The organism is Candidatus Endomicrobiellum pyrsonymphae (genome assembly GCF_020328025.1).
GTDB lineage: Bacteria > Elusimicrobiota > Endomicrobiia > Endomicrobiales > Endomicrobiaceae > Endomicrobiellum > Endomicrobiellum pyrsonymphae.
The window spans coordinates 1-16,280 of record NZ_JAIXMZ010000019.1; the positions used below are offsets into that span (position 1 = coordinate 1).

12 protein-coding genes and 1 tRNA gene are annotated in these 16,280 nt (G+C 32.8%); 8 read left to right on the forward strand and 5 right to left on the reverse strand.

Annotated features, from left to right (window positions below; translation table 11 throughout):
- The 4 genes from LE180_RS02800 to LE180_RS02815 all read left to right on the forward strand — a co-directional run.
- Positions 1-768 (forward strand): hypothetical protein (locus LE180_RS02800; protein WP_374133965.1); only part of this gene is annotated, 768 nt, incomplete at its 5' end.
- On the forward strand, positions 769-4,521 hold the full coding sequence (locus tag LE180_RS02805; protein WP_374133966.1) for an AAA domain-containing protein: 3,753 nt from the start codon (positions 769-771) through the stop codon (positions 4,519-4,521).
- A 749-nt stretch (positions 4,522-5,270) separates the two neighbouring features.
- Positions 5,271-5,468: a hypothetical protein gene (locus tag LE180_RS02810; protein ID WP_374133967.1), complete on the forward strand. Its 198-nt coding sequence runs from the start codon at positions 5,271-5,273 to the stop codon at positions 5,466-5,468.
- A 127-nt stretch (positions 5,469-5,595) separates the two neighbouring features.
- A complete protein-coding gene (locus tag LE180_RS02815) occupies positions 5,596-6,267 on the forward strand; it encodes a hypothetical protein (protein WP_374133968.1) in 672 nt (223 codons plus the stop codon).
- An 81-nt stretch (positions 6,268-6,348) separates the two neighbouring features.
- On the opposite strand, the gene LE180_RS02820 is transcribed toward LE180_RS02815, so the two are convergent.
- Positions 6,349-6,702, reverse strand: coding sequence for a hypothetical protein (locus LE180_RS02820; RefSeq protein WP_374133969.1), 354 nt, complete (start codon positions 6,700-6,702; stop codon positions 6,349-6,351).
- 522 nt (positions 6,703-7,224) lie between these two features.
- Between LE180_RS02820 and nusB the strand changes: the two genes are divergently transcribed.
- The 4 genes from nusB to LE180_RS02840 are packed head-to-tail and all read left to right on the forward strand — an operon-like array spanning position 7,225 to position 11,529.
- Positions 7,225-7,716: a transcription antitermination factor NusB gene (gene nusB, locus LE180_RS02825; RefSeq protein WP_374133970.1), complete on the forward strand. Its 492-nt coding sequence runs from the start codon at positions 7,225-7,227 to the stop codon at positions 7,714-7,716.
- A 41-nt stretch (positions 7,717-7,757) separates the two neighbouring features.
- Positions 7,758-9,749, forward strand: a complete 1,992-nt coding sequence (gene ligA, locus LE180_RS02830; protein WP_374133971.1) for an NAD-dependent DNA ligase LigA — start codon at positions 7,758-7,760, stop codon at positions 9,747-9,749.
- Complete coding sequence (locus LE180_RS02835) at positions 9,746-10,465, forward strand: RluA family pseudouridine synthase (RefSeq protein WP_374133972.1); 720 nt, start codon at positions 9,746-9,748, stop codon at positions 10,463-10,465. Before ligA ends, LE180_RS02835 begins: the two co-directional genes overlap by 4 nt.
- Positions 10,466-10,482: 17 nt before the next feature.
- Positions 10,483-11,529: a DUF362 domain-containing protein gene (locus LE180_RS02840; protein WP_374133973.1), complete on the forward strand. Its 1,047-nt coding sequence runs from the start codon at positions 10,483-10,485 to the stop codon at positions 11,527-11,529.
- 48 nt (positions 11,530-11,577) lie between these two features.
- On the opposite strand, the gene rlmN is transcribed toward LE180_RS02840, so the two are convergent.
- The 4 genes from rlmN to LE180_RS02860 form a co-directional block, all read right to left on the reverse strand.
- Positions 11,578-12,609: a 23S rRNA (adenine(2503)-C(2))-methyltransferase RlmN gene (rlmN, locus tag LE180_RS02845; RefSeq protein WP_374133974.1), complete on the reverse strand. Its 1,032-nt coding sequence runs from the start codon at positions 12,607-12,609 to the stop codon at positions 11,578-11,580.
- A gap of 10 nt (positions 12,610-12,619) precedes the next feature.
- Positions 12,620-14,263, reverse strand: a complete 1,644-nt coding sequence (gene pgi / locus LE180_RS02850; protein WP_374133975.1) for a glucose-6-phosphate isomerase — start codon at positions 14,261-14,263, stop codon at positions 12,620-12,622.
- A gap of 539 nt (positions 14,264-14,802) precedes the next feature.
- A tRNA-Gly gene (locus LE180_RS02855) sits at positions 14,803-14,874 on the reverse strand.
- Between the two features lie 819 nt (positions 14,875-15,693).
- Positions 15,694-15,924, reverse strand: a complete 231-nt coding sequence (locus LE180_RS02860; RefSeq protein ID WP_374133976.1) for a hypothetical protein — start codon at positions 15,922-15,924, stop codon at positions 15,694-15,696.
- Positions 15,925-16,280 lie beyond the last annotated feature (356 nt).

Sequence of the window (16,280 nt, forward strand, 5' to 3'; positions counted from 1 at the left end):
ATCTTTTTTACCTCATTATTATTTGCTTTATCTATAGAAATATCCTGGCACTTAGCAAATGGTAACTTTGCTAAGTGCCAGGATATTTCTATAGATAAAGCAAATAATAATGAGGTAAAAAAGATATTTGCGAAGAAAACACAAGGATCAGGGCAAGAGGATGGATTTGTTTTTAGTAACAATGGAACAATGAAAGCCATTCATATATCTCAAATTGATTCTCCTTTGAAAATTTATGAAGATTTTTCAAATCTTTTTCGATTTGAAAATGCACAAAAAGAGCAATTGTGGAAAAATGTACAAGATAGAGATAAAAAGAAATTGATATCGTTTAATTTAATGCAAATGATAAAAAAGACAGATGTGAATTACAGAACTCTTGGTGATAGATGTCATTATTTTGTTGTTGGCAAGGTTATAATCAAAGAGCGAGACGAAACAGGACATTATCCTCTTTTTTTATTTCCTTGTGAACATATGGATGAAAAAAAACAAATTATAAAAGTTGATAAAAACGGATTTATTAACTTTTGGGTAGATACCTATAAACTGACAAAAGAGATATCAAGGCAAATCGGAGATGCTATCTCAATGGATGAGGAATTTAATACAAAATTGGCTGCTATTCAGCATTCATTAAACAATCTAAATATTCCCTTACATGATGATATACGATGCGACTGTACTTTTTCATCTATATCGATCGTAACGGGGTTTGAAACAGAATACCTTGACCCCGCTTGGAAAGACATATTTCAAGAAAAATAAATGATAACAATAAATCAGTTAGACCCTTCGCAATCTAATGTGTTGATGCAGTTACTATCCCTTGAAAAAGAGACGAATAATAATGTTTCTGTAGTCTATGGTCCTCCTGGAACAGGAAAGTCTCACTTAATTGTAAGCTTATTATTTGAGTTAGCAAAAAGAAATAAAAAAATTCTTTTTGTAAGCCAAAATACAGAAGCTTTGGAAGTCATTAACAGGATGGTAAAAAAATTTGAACATAGCTTGTTTGATGTTAAAAGTGGCGATTTGTTTGATTCAAGCAATATATCATTAACGGACTTTTTTTTAATGCTAGGCAATTCAAAACAAAGGACTAAAAAATTTATAAAAGAATCTTATAATAGAATTTCAGCTAAACATTTCCCGATATTTTATGAAAGAAAAACCGAATTGCTAGACGCACCTCCATACAATTTGTCATATACAAATTTGGATAAAGATTTAAATGAAAATGTAGAAGAAACGCAAGAGATAGGATTTGATGAATTGTTGTTTAACTATTTGAAGAACGTTAAGGTCGATGATTTTCCTTATGTTCCTATCAGAGATTTGCAAAAAATAAATATAAGAAAGATATTTACAGAATTAAATTCATTTAATGATACTTGTAATTTATTTTCAAGTAATAATCATCCGACTGATGTTTTGCGTTTTATATCAAAAACAAATTCTGATATCGCTTTGCCACAAGTTCATTCCGAAGTTTCTAAAATCATTGATTGTTTTTTGAAAATTCCAAATGAAAAATTAAAATGTCGTGCATTAAAGGACTGCTCAATAATTGATATTTTAGGAGCTTATAAGAACATATCGCTTGTCAATACTTATTTTGATATCAAAAAAATTCAACAAGATAATATAAGTATAATAGATGATTTGTTTCCAAACTTCCAAAGAGCTATTGCTGCTTACGATAAAATAGAAAATGTTGAAAGCGTTGAATCTATTGATTTGTTGGAAAATGAAATTTTGCAAGAGTTGGATATTTCTTTGTTAACGGATAGCGAAAAAACAGAAGAATGCAGCAATGATATAAACAAGGCGTTAGAAGCAACAAGTGAAATTGTTAAAACAGAATTAAAAGAATTTAACCTTGAAGACGCTTTATCTATTTGCGTCAGAACTATCGATTCAAAAATTTTTAAACAAGGCTCAATAATAAATCAAACTTATTTTATCAATAAAGATGTTTTGTATAAATATTTAGAAGAGATATTAATAACTGTTAACAATTGGAATGAGAAAAGCATATTGTATAAAATATTCCATTCAAGACCAGCAATATTAGATAAATGTCAAATAACTTCTACCAAAGCATTTGTTGTTGATGACAAGCCTACGCTTGAAAGTATTTTGGCAATATTGAAAGAAACTACGTGGAAGTTGACAGATGTTTTAATATTTTACGATAAAGAGCGGACTAGAAAAACTGCATACAATCCGCTAGACAACAAATCAACAACAGATAAAATTGATATCTTTAATAAGATTATAATTATCTATGATATTGTAAATAAATATAAAATACAAACAACAAAGAACATAGATAAACTTAACACAATTTTTAAAAAACTTAAAAATGATTTTGTTAATTATAATAGTATTGTAGCTGAAAATATAGGTCTTGCCGGACATCACTCGGAGTTAATAAGTCTTATAAATATGAATGTAAGAAATGTGCAAAATAATAATGTTTTGTTCCCGATTATAAAACAATACGCTAAATATTTATATGCGCAGGAAGATAAAACGGATTTTATTGAAAAGTTAAGACTAATATTAAACTTGCAAGATTTAGATTTAAAGAACGAGTTGCAATATATCACAAACACTATATTAGTGGACTCAAATGTTTCAGGCATAGACAAAGGTAAAGTTTTAGAAATTATACCATTATTGATGAATAATAGAATTTTTTGTAAAAACTTTCTTAAAATCAATAAAGATGAAAGTATTATTGATTGGCGTGAAAGAATCAAAAATATTTTAAATTTTCAAGATTCAAATGCATTTGATAAATTCATCATTCAAAATAAAGTTATTAATACAATAAAAAAAGAGCTTGGAAAAAGCAATGAACAGATAGTTGATAAATTTTTAGAAAATGATAACGTTACATATAGTGATTTTTTGAAAAAATTAACAAATGATTTGGTTAAAGCAAAGTTCAATACTTCTGATATAAAGACACGACAAAATATAGGATATGATTATTTTGTTAAGTATAAAAGGGATTTGAAAAATGGGCGTAAAACTATTTTTTTAAAAGGATTGAAAGATATATGTGAACATACTGAACAAGCAAGAAAAAACATAAAAACGGATTCTAATTGGATTCCGGGAAACACTCCTATAGAAAGATTGCAGAGAAATACAAAATTATTGATATCTGCATTCCCGATAATTATTGCCACACCTAAAGAAGTTGCAAAGTATGTTCTTGCCGAAAAAAACTTATTTGATTATGTAATTTTTGATGAGGCTTCTCAATTATTGCCCGGACAAGCTTTGCCATCTATATATCGTTCAGCAAGAACCATAGTAGTAGGCGACCCTCATCAAATGCCGCCGCCATCATTGGCAACAGTAGGTTTTGAAAGCATTTCAGAAGATGAAGATATCAGCAATGAAAAAAGTATTTTAGATCTAGCAATAGAGCTACAAACTGAAACGACACATTATTTGCAGGTACACTATCGTTCTGAAAGTAATATGTTGTTTGAACCTTCAATAAATGCGATTTATAAAGAGTACGGAGTTCAATCAATTTTCGAATCAGGTCTCAAAAACGATGTTCCTGATGTTCCTATCAGTATACAAGATAATCTTGGGGACAATGACGAAGTAAATTTTAAAATTATAGCCAAAGAAATCGAAGATAAACTTACAATAAATCATCAAGCATCTTTTTGTTTACTATTCACAAATAAAAAAACTTTATTTGAATTTAAAGATTATTTAGTAGCAAAAAATTTATTTAACAATTTACCAAGCGACCAATTATTGATTTCAACAGTAAGAAATTGTCAGGGTATAGAGAATGATCATTCAATAATTTATCTTAATCAGTATAAAAATATAGGGGCAATGTGGTTTTTTAAAGTAAGCGCTGGCGCATATAGAAGATTGAATGTGTCAATTACAAGACAACGAAAATCTCTTAAAATATTTATGGCAAATCCAAAAAGTGACTGGTTGTCAACTTGTAATAAAATCATTGCTGATGCTTATGAAGATAAAGACAGAATAAGAAGCGCTAAACTTTTGAGTACAATAATAGAAAAAAGTAAATATGAAATAAATGAACAGTATGTTGATGACTTATTGAAAGACAATGCTTTAAGAATAGATTCGCCATTAACACAACAGCTATATGATAAACTTTGTTCTTATTATAGCGCAAGACTCAATAAAGATGTGAAAATATATTGCGAAGTCGGTTGGTTAATGCGAGTTCCCGACAGAGAGAGCTTGCAGCGACATAGGAAATATGTTGGATTTCGTTTAGATATTGGTATTTACTCTAAGAATAAACAATGCTTTGTTCTTGGAATAGAAATGGATGGAGCCATGTATCACAAAGGTCATAGACGTGCATTTTGTGATGCACAGAGGCAAGAAACTCTTGAAACTAAAGGTTGGGAAGTTTATCGTATTTGGTCAACAAATTGGATTAACAGTATAGACAGTGAATTTAATAAACTTGTCGTTAAAATAGATAAGTTATTATAATTTTTTCAGTTTCATAAAATTTTGAGATGTTTCTCATTTATTATTTTTTCACATCTTCCAAATCAAAACTTCAATTTTTGATAAGAGAGGTAACAATCTCACCAAATTCTGAAAATAACATCTTACAACTAAGCACTATTTTGATCCCTCTTGAGATTAAATTTTTAACTTCTGATACATATGTAAAATTCAGCGAATTATTAGGTCTAAACAACATCGTATCCGCATAGTTGACTTATACATTAAAAACTTATGAGAGTGTGTTAATTTTTAACATACAAGTTAAAAACTTGACACATTATGAAAAATCTCAAACACGTATTATATAGAGACTTTCGAAAAAATATAATTAATAAAAGAAAAGGCAAGGAAGCGCCTTTTCTTTTATTAAAGAATTCATACGAGATTCTGCAAAAATTTGACAAACCCATAAAAAAGAAGTAGCATTCCCTTGCGAGTGGCAGTCAAACAAAAAAAGTTGTATATTCTTTTCTCGCCGATAGTTTGAATAACTATTGGATTCACATCAACACAAGATTCAACAAATCACATATAACGTTTTTTAAAAAAGATACAAAAAGGTTTCACAAAAGTTTACAACAGGGTTTGTTGTAGCTTCTAATTAAATATACAACAATGCCACTAAAGACTAAAAGAAGAAATGGACGTTGTAGTGTGATTTTGCAATACATTTTTGTTCCTAGCACGGAGTGAAATAATCGAGCCTAATGGCTCAAAAAGTATGGTTTATGAAAAGATTTATTTTTGGAGCTGTTTTGTGTTTTAGTCTATTCGGCATGGTTGGCAATGCTCACGCTGATTTTTTGAGAGAACTAGGAAAGGTTGGAGAAGTTGTTGGTGGGGCAACTGTTAGATTTGTGGTTGGTGGACCTGTTGGTACCGCTGCTGGTGCTGTCGCTGTAGTGTACGCACAAAATTCAAAATAAGTGTGTAATAAGTAAGAAGTTTTTTAGCATTAGTAATCCAATCACTCCCTCTCCATCGTAGTTTGTTGTAGGAGAGAGAGTGATTAGTGGTTAAGTTGATTCAAAAAGGGATGGATAGGGGGATATTATGAAAAGAGTTTTGTTTTCTGTATTGATTTTTTCGTTTTTTGCGACGAATGCGTTTGCTAATTGTATAACAGACATATTGTTTAATAGAGATTGCTCAGTATTTTTTGGTCATGCCACGGCGGACATGGATGTAAACGGTTCTATAGTAGATACCAATGAAGAGTGTCATGGAATAAAACCAGGAGATAAAAACGCAGTTATGGCAGGCGGAGAAACTTTTTATGACATTGGTAAAAATTTTAAAGTATGTACAAAAATGTTTCTAGTATGCTCAGGCTCTCATAAAATTGATCAAACATCTCCTTTGGGTAGAAAAATAGGCGGTAATTTTCATTCAGGATTAATTCCTGCTATGGCTGGCGTAAGTTACAATCGGAATATAAGTGAAAAGTTTAGTTTGAACGGAAAATTATTTTTAGGTTATGGAGCGACTTTTTTTGGCTCACACGCTTATGTAATTGAGAACGGCAAAAAGAATTATTACAAACATACTAGCAAAATCGGGTGTTGTTTTGTGTCGGATTTATCGGTAGGAGCAGAATATGTACTTACAAAGAGATACAAATTGGGACTTGATGTAGGATACAGATTTACACCAAAAACAACAATATCAGATGACATCAAGTTAGATTTTTCAGGTCTTACAGCTGCATTAAGTTGTGCTTTTTAATTTATAAACTATAAACCATCTAAATTTATGGGAATTTATGTCAGCTTATTATGATGACATGAAGGAAATATTTGATAAAATTCAATGTTTACAGAGAATAAATCTGACAAACCCATAGAAAAGATGTAGCGTTTCTTTACAAGTAGCAGAGTCAGACAGAAACAAGCATAGAAGGGGGGACGTGCTCGTTTCTTCTACAACGTTTGCAGTACAATCGTTTAAAGGAGAAATATTCTCTACCTGTATGTCTTTTGAATCTGTTTCTGTAAAATTTACAGGAACAACATTTTGGTGTAAACTATATATCTGAAGTTGCCCGGATTTTTCAGCATCTTCTATTTGCAAATATTGTGATGTTTGCACGTTTATTTTAGGAATTTCTTGCCTTTCTTGAGTTGTCGCTCCGATAGCGCTATCGCGCTCCCTTTCCCGCAACTGCTCAACCAGCCTAACACTAAACTAAACGTTACAGCCTACTTATTGCCTTTTTAAAATTCTTCAATGAACCATCTGTGGTTCTTTTATAACGCGTATTTCTACGCTTCTCCTGATTTGACCGTTTTAGCCCCACCAATTATTTCAAAGTTTTACAATGTTATCTTTATGAAACTTAGTGCAAATATAAGATGTCATTTCTTTTGTTCGTATTGTAGCAAATTAATTTCTGATTATGTTGCTATATCGTAACATAATAGACTTTTCTAGATGCAAGTTAATTGAAATCAAGTAACAAAAAAATCTGGGTAATGAAACTAAAACAGTTTAAAAATAGTATGTATTAAATAGGAATGAAGATTGCATAAATGATTGTGCTTTAGCAAATAAGAAAATCAAAAGATTACTTTTTTGGTATAACACGCAAAGAGGACACAAATCTTTAAATTACAAAACGCTACTCCATTATTTGCAACTCTGTTTTGAAATTCCTAAAATGCGCGTTATGTTGTGGGATTTTATATGAAATTGAATCCATGCTTTATTTTTTGTAAAATCTTCGGGTACGAAAAGGATGATGAGGTCTATGATTATATGAGTTCTCGAAGAGAATCTAGAGAGTGTTCTTTACAAATGCTTTATACGGCTGACAGTTGCAAGATACCTGTTGAAACAGTGTGTGATTTTTTTGGTGAAAATTTACCAAAAATTGAGGATTATAGAGAGTTTGCCGTAAATTTGTTTAAAGGTGTTTGTGATAAAAAAGATGCTATAGATGCCCTCATTCAACAGTATGCAAAAAATTGGGAACTTAAAAGAATGGCGGTCGTTGATAGAAATATTATTCGTCTTGCGATTTATGAGATTATGGCTACTCCAGATACTCCAATTAACGTTATAATAAATGAAGCTGTGGAAATTTCTAAAAAATATTCTACAGAAGACTCAAGTAAATTTGTTAATGGTATTTTGGATAAACTCAAAGTCATAAGGGCTGGAAATAAATTTAAGTAAGCATAGTCACCGCAAATTGAGTTTATACAAGCTATATAATTATGGAAAATATCCAAAACCGCATTAACTATTTAAGAAAAGAACTTGCCCGTCACAACAATCTTTACTATGACAAGAACAGTCCCGAAATATCAGACAGTGAATACGATAGTCTTGTAAAAGAACTTGAACAACTCGAATTAGAAAATCCTCTTTTTGCGTCTCTGAATTCACCTACACAAAAAGTATCGGGCGTTGTATCGTCGTCTTTTGAGCGGGTGAAACATTCATTGCCGATGCTTTCGTTGGACAACACTTATTCGCAGGAAGAAACTGCAAAATGGTATGAAAGAGTTGAAAAAAGATTAAAGAATGAAAATGTAGAATTTACTGTTGAGCCGAAAATTGATGGAGTTAGCGCAAGTTTAACTTATTTGAATGGCGCTTTAATTATAGGCGCAACGCGCGGCGATGGCGAAATCGGTGAAAATATAACGGAGAATATAAAAGCCATACAAAGTATTCCGCATAAACTTAAAATAAACAATCCTCCTGCATTTTTTGAACTGCGTGGCGAAGTCTATATAGACAAAACGGATTTTGAAAAATTAAATGAAGATATAATTAAAGCAGACGGACAGAAGTTTGCTAACCCAAGAAACGCCGCTTCCGGTTCTTTAAGACAAAAAGACGCTCATATTACCGCGGAAAGAAAACTCAGTTTTTTTGTGCATTCATTTGGTAAAATCGAAGGCAAACAATTTCAGAAGCAATCAGAGTTTTTGCAATTCTGTAAAGAATGCGGCTTTGTGTTGCAGGATGATTTTAAAATTTGTCATTCTTTAAAAGAAATATCAGATTTTATGCGCGTTATGTTGAGCAGAAGAGATTTGCTACAGTATGAAATCGATGGGCTTGTAATTAAAGTAAATAGTTTGCCATTTCAGAATGAACTTGGATATACAAATAAAAGCCCGAGATGGGCAATAGCGTTTAAATTTCCTGCAAAACAGGCTACGACACAATTAAATAAAATTCGAGTGCAAGTTGGACGTACCGGCATAATAACGCCATCGGCAATTTTAGAGCCTGTTGCTCTTGCAGGAGTCACCATATCGCATGCGACGCTTCATAATTTTGAAGAAATAGAGCGTCTTAATGTAAATGAAGGGGATATCGTTTTAATAGAACGCGCGGGTGATGTTATTCCGAAAATAGTAAAAGTTGTAAAAAAAGAAAGTGAAAGATTTTTTAAGCCTCCACATAATTGCCAATCATGCGGTAGTGAAATTGTTAAAGAAAGCGAAAGCGAAGTCGCATACAGATGTATAAACCCGGAATGTCCTGCTCAGTTTAGGAGACATCTTATACATTTTGTGAGCAGAAATGCCATGGATATCGATGGTTTTGGTTCTGCTGTAATAGATCAGCTGCTTGAAAGAAACAAAATAAAAACTCTTGCAGATATTTATAATTTAACTTATAGCGATTTTATTGATCTTGAATTGTTTAAAGAAAAAAAAGCCAATAATCTTGTGAAAGCGATTGTTAAAAGTAAGCGTCAGCCTTTAAGCAGATTATTGTTTGCTTTAGGTATCCGTCATATAGGTGAAAAAAGTTCTGAAATTATTGCAAAACGATTTAGAAATATAGAAGTTTTATTTAGCGCAAGTATCGAAGAATTTACAGAGATAGTTGAAATTGGCGAAGTTTTAGCGTTATCTTTAAAAAAGTTCTTTGGCAACAAGACGGTGCGACATGTTGTAGATACTTTGATTGCTGCTGGTGTAAATATGACTGAACCTGAGTCAGAACAATACGGAGCTCTCTTTGAGGGTCAATTATTTATTTTAACAGGAAAACTTGAACATTATACTAGAGAACAAGCAGGTGAGATTATAAAGTCTTTTGGTGGAAGGATTACTTCTTCGGTGAGTAAAAAAATAGATTATGCGCTTGCGGGCGCAGATGCAGGTTCAAGACTTGAAAAAGCAAAAAAATTGAATATAAAAATTATTAACGAACAAGAATTTGAAGAGCTTGTAAAACAATGACAACAAAACAAATTGAAATAATTTACCAAGATGAAAATATTGTAGTTGTAAACAAGCCGTCAGGCGTTACTATTATTCCAGATCAACATACATGCGAAAATAAAACCCTTGTTGAAATATTAAAAAAACAGTTGAATCAAAAAATATGGATAGTTCATAGAATAGACCGCGATGCTACTGGCGTTTTGATTTTTGCAAAAACCCTGCAAGCTCATAGAGACATAAGCATGCAATTTGAAAATTCAAAAGTCCACAAAAAATATATTGTTTTAGTGTCGGGTGCCGTGGAAGATGATGAAGGTTCAATAAGTAAACCTATTCTTATCTCAAGCAGAGATGTTTCCATTGATATAACAGGTAAAGAATCAATAACTAATTTTAAAGTTTTAGAACGTTTTAAAAGTTATACTTTGGTGCAAGCTCTACCTCTTACTAGCAGAAGACATCAAATAAGAATACATTTTTGGAGTTTAGGACACCCTTTGGCAATAGACAGCGAATACGGTATTAGCGAGCCTGTATTGTTATCCTCACTAAAACGAAATTATAAAACTAAGGTCGGTGAAAACGAAAAACCTCTTATTTCAAGACTTACGCTTCATGCCGCGACTTTAACTTTAACGTTGCCAGGAACAAATGAAGAAAAAACTTTTGAATCGTCATTGCCTAAAGATTTTGAAGTTACATTAAAGCAGCTTCGCAAATACGGAAAATAATTTTTGGAGTATATAAAATGTCTAGTAAAGTATATTTTCTTCCTTGGGATAGAAAAGACGAGTTATATAGTTTTTTAAAAACTGCAAGAATATTCAACCATGTAAAAGCAAGAAGTTTTTTAGCGATAAAAATACATTTTGGAGAAGAAAACAATGAAGGTCATATTAAGTCGAAATATGTTGCGCCTGTTGTAAAAATTATCAGAGAAAAAAAAGCTTATCCTTTTTTGACTGATGCAAGTACAATTTACGTAGGTAAGAGATCTGACGCGTATCATCATCTCCTTATTGCAAATAAACACGGATTTACAGTTGATATGTGCGGTTGTCCTATAATCATTGCCGACGGGTTAAGAGGCAACGCAGAAAAAAATGTAGAAGTTAATTTAAAGCATTTTCAAACGGTTGCTATATCTCAGGAAATATACAATGCTGATAGTTTTATGTTTATGAGTCATTTTAAAGGACATGAAATTACAGGCTTTGGCGGAGCGTTAAAAAATATAGGCATGGGTTGTGGCAGCAAAGCCGGAAAATATGCTATGCATCATTCGTCAAAACCTACGATAAATAACAAACATTGTATTGGTTGTGGTAATTGTGTTAGACATTGCTACCAGCAGGCATTGTTGCTTGTTGACAAAAAAGTAGTTATGGATAAAGAAAAATGCGCGGGTTGTGGACAATGTATAGTAAATTGCATATTTAAGGTGTTTGGTCTCAAATGGAGCGAATGTCCATCGACAGTTCAGGAAAAAATAGTTGAGTATGCTTTTGGAGTTTTAAAAAATAAAAAAAGTTCGTATATTAACTTTTTAAATCATATAAGTAAGTACTGCGACTGTTTTTCTTTGCCGGAAAACAAACCTCTTATGGAAGATGTGGGAATTGTTGCCGGTGTTGATCCAGTCGCTGTGGATCAGGCAAGTTATGATTTAGTAAACAAAGCGTACGGAAAAAATTTCTTTAGAAAAATATATCCTAAAATCGATCCGACGATACAATTAAAATATGCTGAAGAGTTAGGTTTAGGCGCGAGAGACTACGAGTTGGTAAACTACTAACTGAAAAAAGGATATTCTGATATAATCCAAGGTTTAAAACCGGCAATTTCAATATCCTAACTGCCCGCAAGCAGCGCTAATATCTGCGCCCTTTGCCTGTCTGATATTTACAGTAATTCCATTTAATTTCAATATGTTTTTAAACTTCTGCACCGCTCCCTGCTCAGGTGTTTTAAACTGAGTGTCTGCCACAGGATTAAAAGGTATAAGATTTACCTGAACATCAGGATTTAAAAGTTCATGATGTCTTAACAATCTTGTCAGTTTGTGGGCATCCGCAACGACATCATTTATCCCTTTAACCAAAATATACTCTATCGTAAGACGAGATCCTGTCTTTTTGAGATAGTATTTACCTGCGTTTAAAATATCTTCTATCTTAAAACCGAAATTATTAGGAATTAATTTTTTTCTCTGTTTTTCATCAACGGCATGAAGAGAAAGAGCAAGACGAACACCAAAATTATCATCCGCAAGTTTTTTTATTGCAGGCGCAACTCCAACGCTTGATAGCGTTATATGTCTTTTGCCTATTCCAAATTCCTTGCTTGATAAAAGAGAATTTAAAACAGAAGTAATATTGTTGAAATTAAGAGTAGGTTCACCCATTCCCATAAACAAAACACCAGAAACTTTTTCTTTGGCATCGTTTTCAATCTGCAGAATCTGCTCTAATATTTCCCCTCTGCTTAAGTTTCTTGCAAGTTTAACTTTTCCTGAAGAACAAAAAGCGCACATCACAGGACAACCAATTTGCGACGAAATACATACTGAATTTTTACCTTTTGCCGGAAGAAAAACAGCGAAGAAATACTTTTTATCTATAGTTTGAAAGGCATATCTTACCGTACCATCAATCATAGATTTTTCTTTTTTTACTATTTTCAGAGTTCTTAATAGAAATCTTTTATCTAGAGTATCCCTTAATTCTTTAGATATATTTGTAAAATCTGCAAAAGAGGATGCTTTTTTCACATAAACCCACTCTATAATTTGGTTAATTCTGTAATCTTGATCTGTTATAGATTTTGCTACAGTTTTAAACTGTGCGTTAGTTAAGTCTAATATATACTTTTTCATATACCTTTATTTATTTTTGATTTGCCTTAAAAATCTTTATTAAATTTTTTGTTGAGCTGTCATGCTTACTGTCCGCCCTATCTTTAAGTTCAGGCAAAATAATATTTGCCAAAACCTTTCCAAGCTCAACTCCCCATTGGTCAAAGCTGTTAATCCGCCACATAATGCCTTGAACAAATATTTTATGCTCGTAAAGAGCAATCAATGCTCCTAGCGTTCTAGGCGTAAGTTCATCGATTAATATGCTGTTTGTAGGTCTGTTGCCTTCAAACGCCTTATAAGGAGCTAATGCTTCTATATTAGCATGCGATAAGCCTGCCGCCATAAGATTTTCAATTACTTGTTCTTTTGTAAGACCAAAAGCCAATGCTTCAGTTTGAGCAAAATAATTTGCCATAAGTTTTTCATGATGGTCGCTAATTTTTTCAAGAGGATTTACAAAACCTATAAAATCACAAGGGATAAACTTTGTTCCTTGATGAATAAGCTGATAAAAAGAATGTTGCCCATTTGTTCCCGGTTCACCCCAAATTATAGGTCCTGTCTCGTAATCAACTCTATTGCCTTCAACGTCTATAGTTTTACCATTGCTTTCCATGTCGCACTGCTGCAAATATGCAGGAAACCTGCGCAAGTACTGACTGTAAGGTAAAACAGCGTGAGTTGAAGCATTGAAGAAATTGTTATACCAAATTCCTAAAACAGCCATAATGATTGGTATATTCTTTTCGTACGGAGTGTTTAAAAAATGATTGTCTATGTAATGAGCTCCATCTAAAAGTTCAAGGAATTTATCAAACCCAACATAACAAGCAATAGATAAACCTATTGCAGACCACAATGAATATCTTCCTCCAACAAAATCCCAAAACTCAAACATATTTTTTTCATCAATTCCAAATTCCACAACTTTTTTTGTATTCGTTGAAAGCGCAACAAAGTGACTTGCAACAGCTTTATCGCCAAATTTGTCTGCAAGCCAATTTCTTGCAGTTAAAGCATTAGTAATTGTCTCAAGTGTGGTAAAAGTTTTTGAAGCTACTATGAAAAGTGTGGTTTCAGGATTTAATTTTTTTAATACTTCGTATATATCCGCGCCATCGATATTAGATATAAAATAAACCTTTGGACCATCAGCATAGTATTCCAACGCTTCGCAAACCATTCTTGACCCCAAATCGGACCCACCTATACCAACATTTACAACATCTGTAATTTTTTTACCCGTTACGCCGCGCCATTTCCCACTTCTTAAATCATTGCTAAATTTTTCCATCTTTGCAAGAACTGCATTAATTTCAGACATTACATCTTTTCCGTCAACATAAATAGAGGTATTGCTTCTATTCCTTAAAGCTATATGCAAAACGGCTCTCTTTTCAGTCCAATTTATTTTTTCACCCGAAAACATTTTTTTTGCATATTCGTTTATATTTGCAGCTTTTGCAAAATCCATTAAAAATTTAAAAGTATCCGAGGTTATCACATTTTTTGAATAATCAAAAGTTATGCCTATATTATTATCGTGTATGGAAAAATCATTAAATCTGTTCTCGCCTTTAAATAAATCTCTTAAATGAATTTTTTTAACTTCTTTATAATTCTTTTCAAGATTTTGCCACTGCAGAGTGTTTTTGAGTTCAAATTTGCTCATCTTCTTTTCTCCATTTTAACAAAACTTCTTCAGTCACTACACATGACCACTACGCAGCGACAAAGAATACTACGTATTGCATTTGTTAATAGTTTTTGATCATCCAAATATCTCTCATCAAAGCATTAGAAGATAATTACTTAGCGTCTTATTGTTTTGTTTGTAAATAACTGCCTCATTTAATACAAACAATCTGCTGAGCAACACGTCTAGCGCCTCTCGGTCTGATATCTCATTCATATTAAATAATTCCGGTGTAAAATCAAAAGTTTTCATATATCCGCTTACTAAACACGCTTCTACTACTCCTCTTACAAATCACACTGCTTCAAGCGTTGTTACATCAGTTTCATCGTCAGATACTGCAGAACATCACAACATAATGCGCATTTTAGGAAATTTAAAGTAGTTGCAAATAATGAATTGGCGTTTTGTAGAGCATTTTAGATACTCCAGGAATGTTTGCGATTTGAGCTGTCTATCGTCTTATAAACATACAACCTTTAAGTTTTAGACGAATTTTTGCTTTTGTATAGAAAAGCGGGCGATGGGACTTGAACCCACGACCTTCTCGTTGGCAACGAGACGTTCTACCACTGAACTACACCCGCAAAATACCCATTTGCAGTTGATTTTTTCAAACTGCTTTTTAAAAACGGAGTGCATTGACTTTATATATGATTTTGTCCATTTTGTAAGCAATTTGTAAGTCCTTATTGCAAATCACAACAAAACTATTGTGTTTATTATACATAATTTTATTACATAGTCAAACTAAAAAATGTTATTTAAACTCTAAAAGTAAAATTTATAGGACGGTTTGCCTAAAGGCGCTAATTTTTAGTGATATGAATATCTTCCAATAAGGTATTGATATCGTTGCTTTTAAAAACTTCATTTCGTATCTGTGCAATAAATCTGTTGTACTCCAAATATATTGTCTCTCCTGAACACTTTCGTTATGGCTTTCGCAAAAATACACAACTGCGCCTTGCCGTATATTCATTTTTTCTAGGAGCGTGGCGCTAGCGAACTTTTAATAGAATCTACTATGGTATTTATTCTGCTCTCCCTTAGTGGGTCTTTTACTTCCTTTCTTTTGTCACGAGCATGCTACAGAGAAGGGAAACTTGCCCTCTTCTTTTACTTGAGGCGCGTGCTCCGGGATATATGGCATTTCTACTTGAAGCAACTCGGGTACAAGTGTCTCAGCCTCAGGTTGAGAATAAAGCACAGGATCGCCCGCCGGTGGCATTACGGTATCTTCTAACGACAAAACCACCGGCTACGCATGAGGTAGGGGATCGGTCACCATTATATCTATTGAATGTTCGTCTGCGTCTTCGGTTATATTCTCTGCGTCTGACGGACTCACGATAGCGCTTTTAAGTCCTGTCTTGTACCTTAAAAAGTCTGACAGGCTTGCAACATTAAGTGATTGAGCTTCCTTTGAGTGACGATAGTTTAGCCGACTTGTGAGTCTTGTCATTTTTTATTTTCGCACCCTTTGATTCTTTCGTACATTTTACCTTATCTGTCTCACAAGTCTTACAACTATCTTCGACATCTAATTTCAACTTCTGCCCACACTTGTTGTCGCTATACTGACAACTGCCTATAAAGAAAAACGATGTTGCTACAATTGCTAATAATTTTTTCATAATTGTTCATCTCCTTTTATTTTCTTTTTCTGTTGGAACACCCCAGAACACGCCCTCTAGCCAATTGTCGTTTTTTTATACATTTAGACTTCATCAGCTCCGTAAAACAATTCCCACTCAAAACCAAAATACTTTTTTCCATTTACAACAATTTCTTTTAATCGCACTTTACCTCATCAACAAACGAGCAGAAAATATATTTTATCTAGCGCTGTCTGTCGTATCTTGGCATTGCAACATCTTGCTCGTCCACAAATCTGTTTTCAACATCGCCATCATTCCTTCCTCAAGCATTCTGCCATTTTTGCCATATTGCTACATCAAACAGACAGATTATTTTTTCTTCATCGCATTTC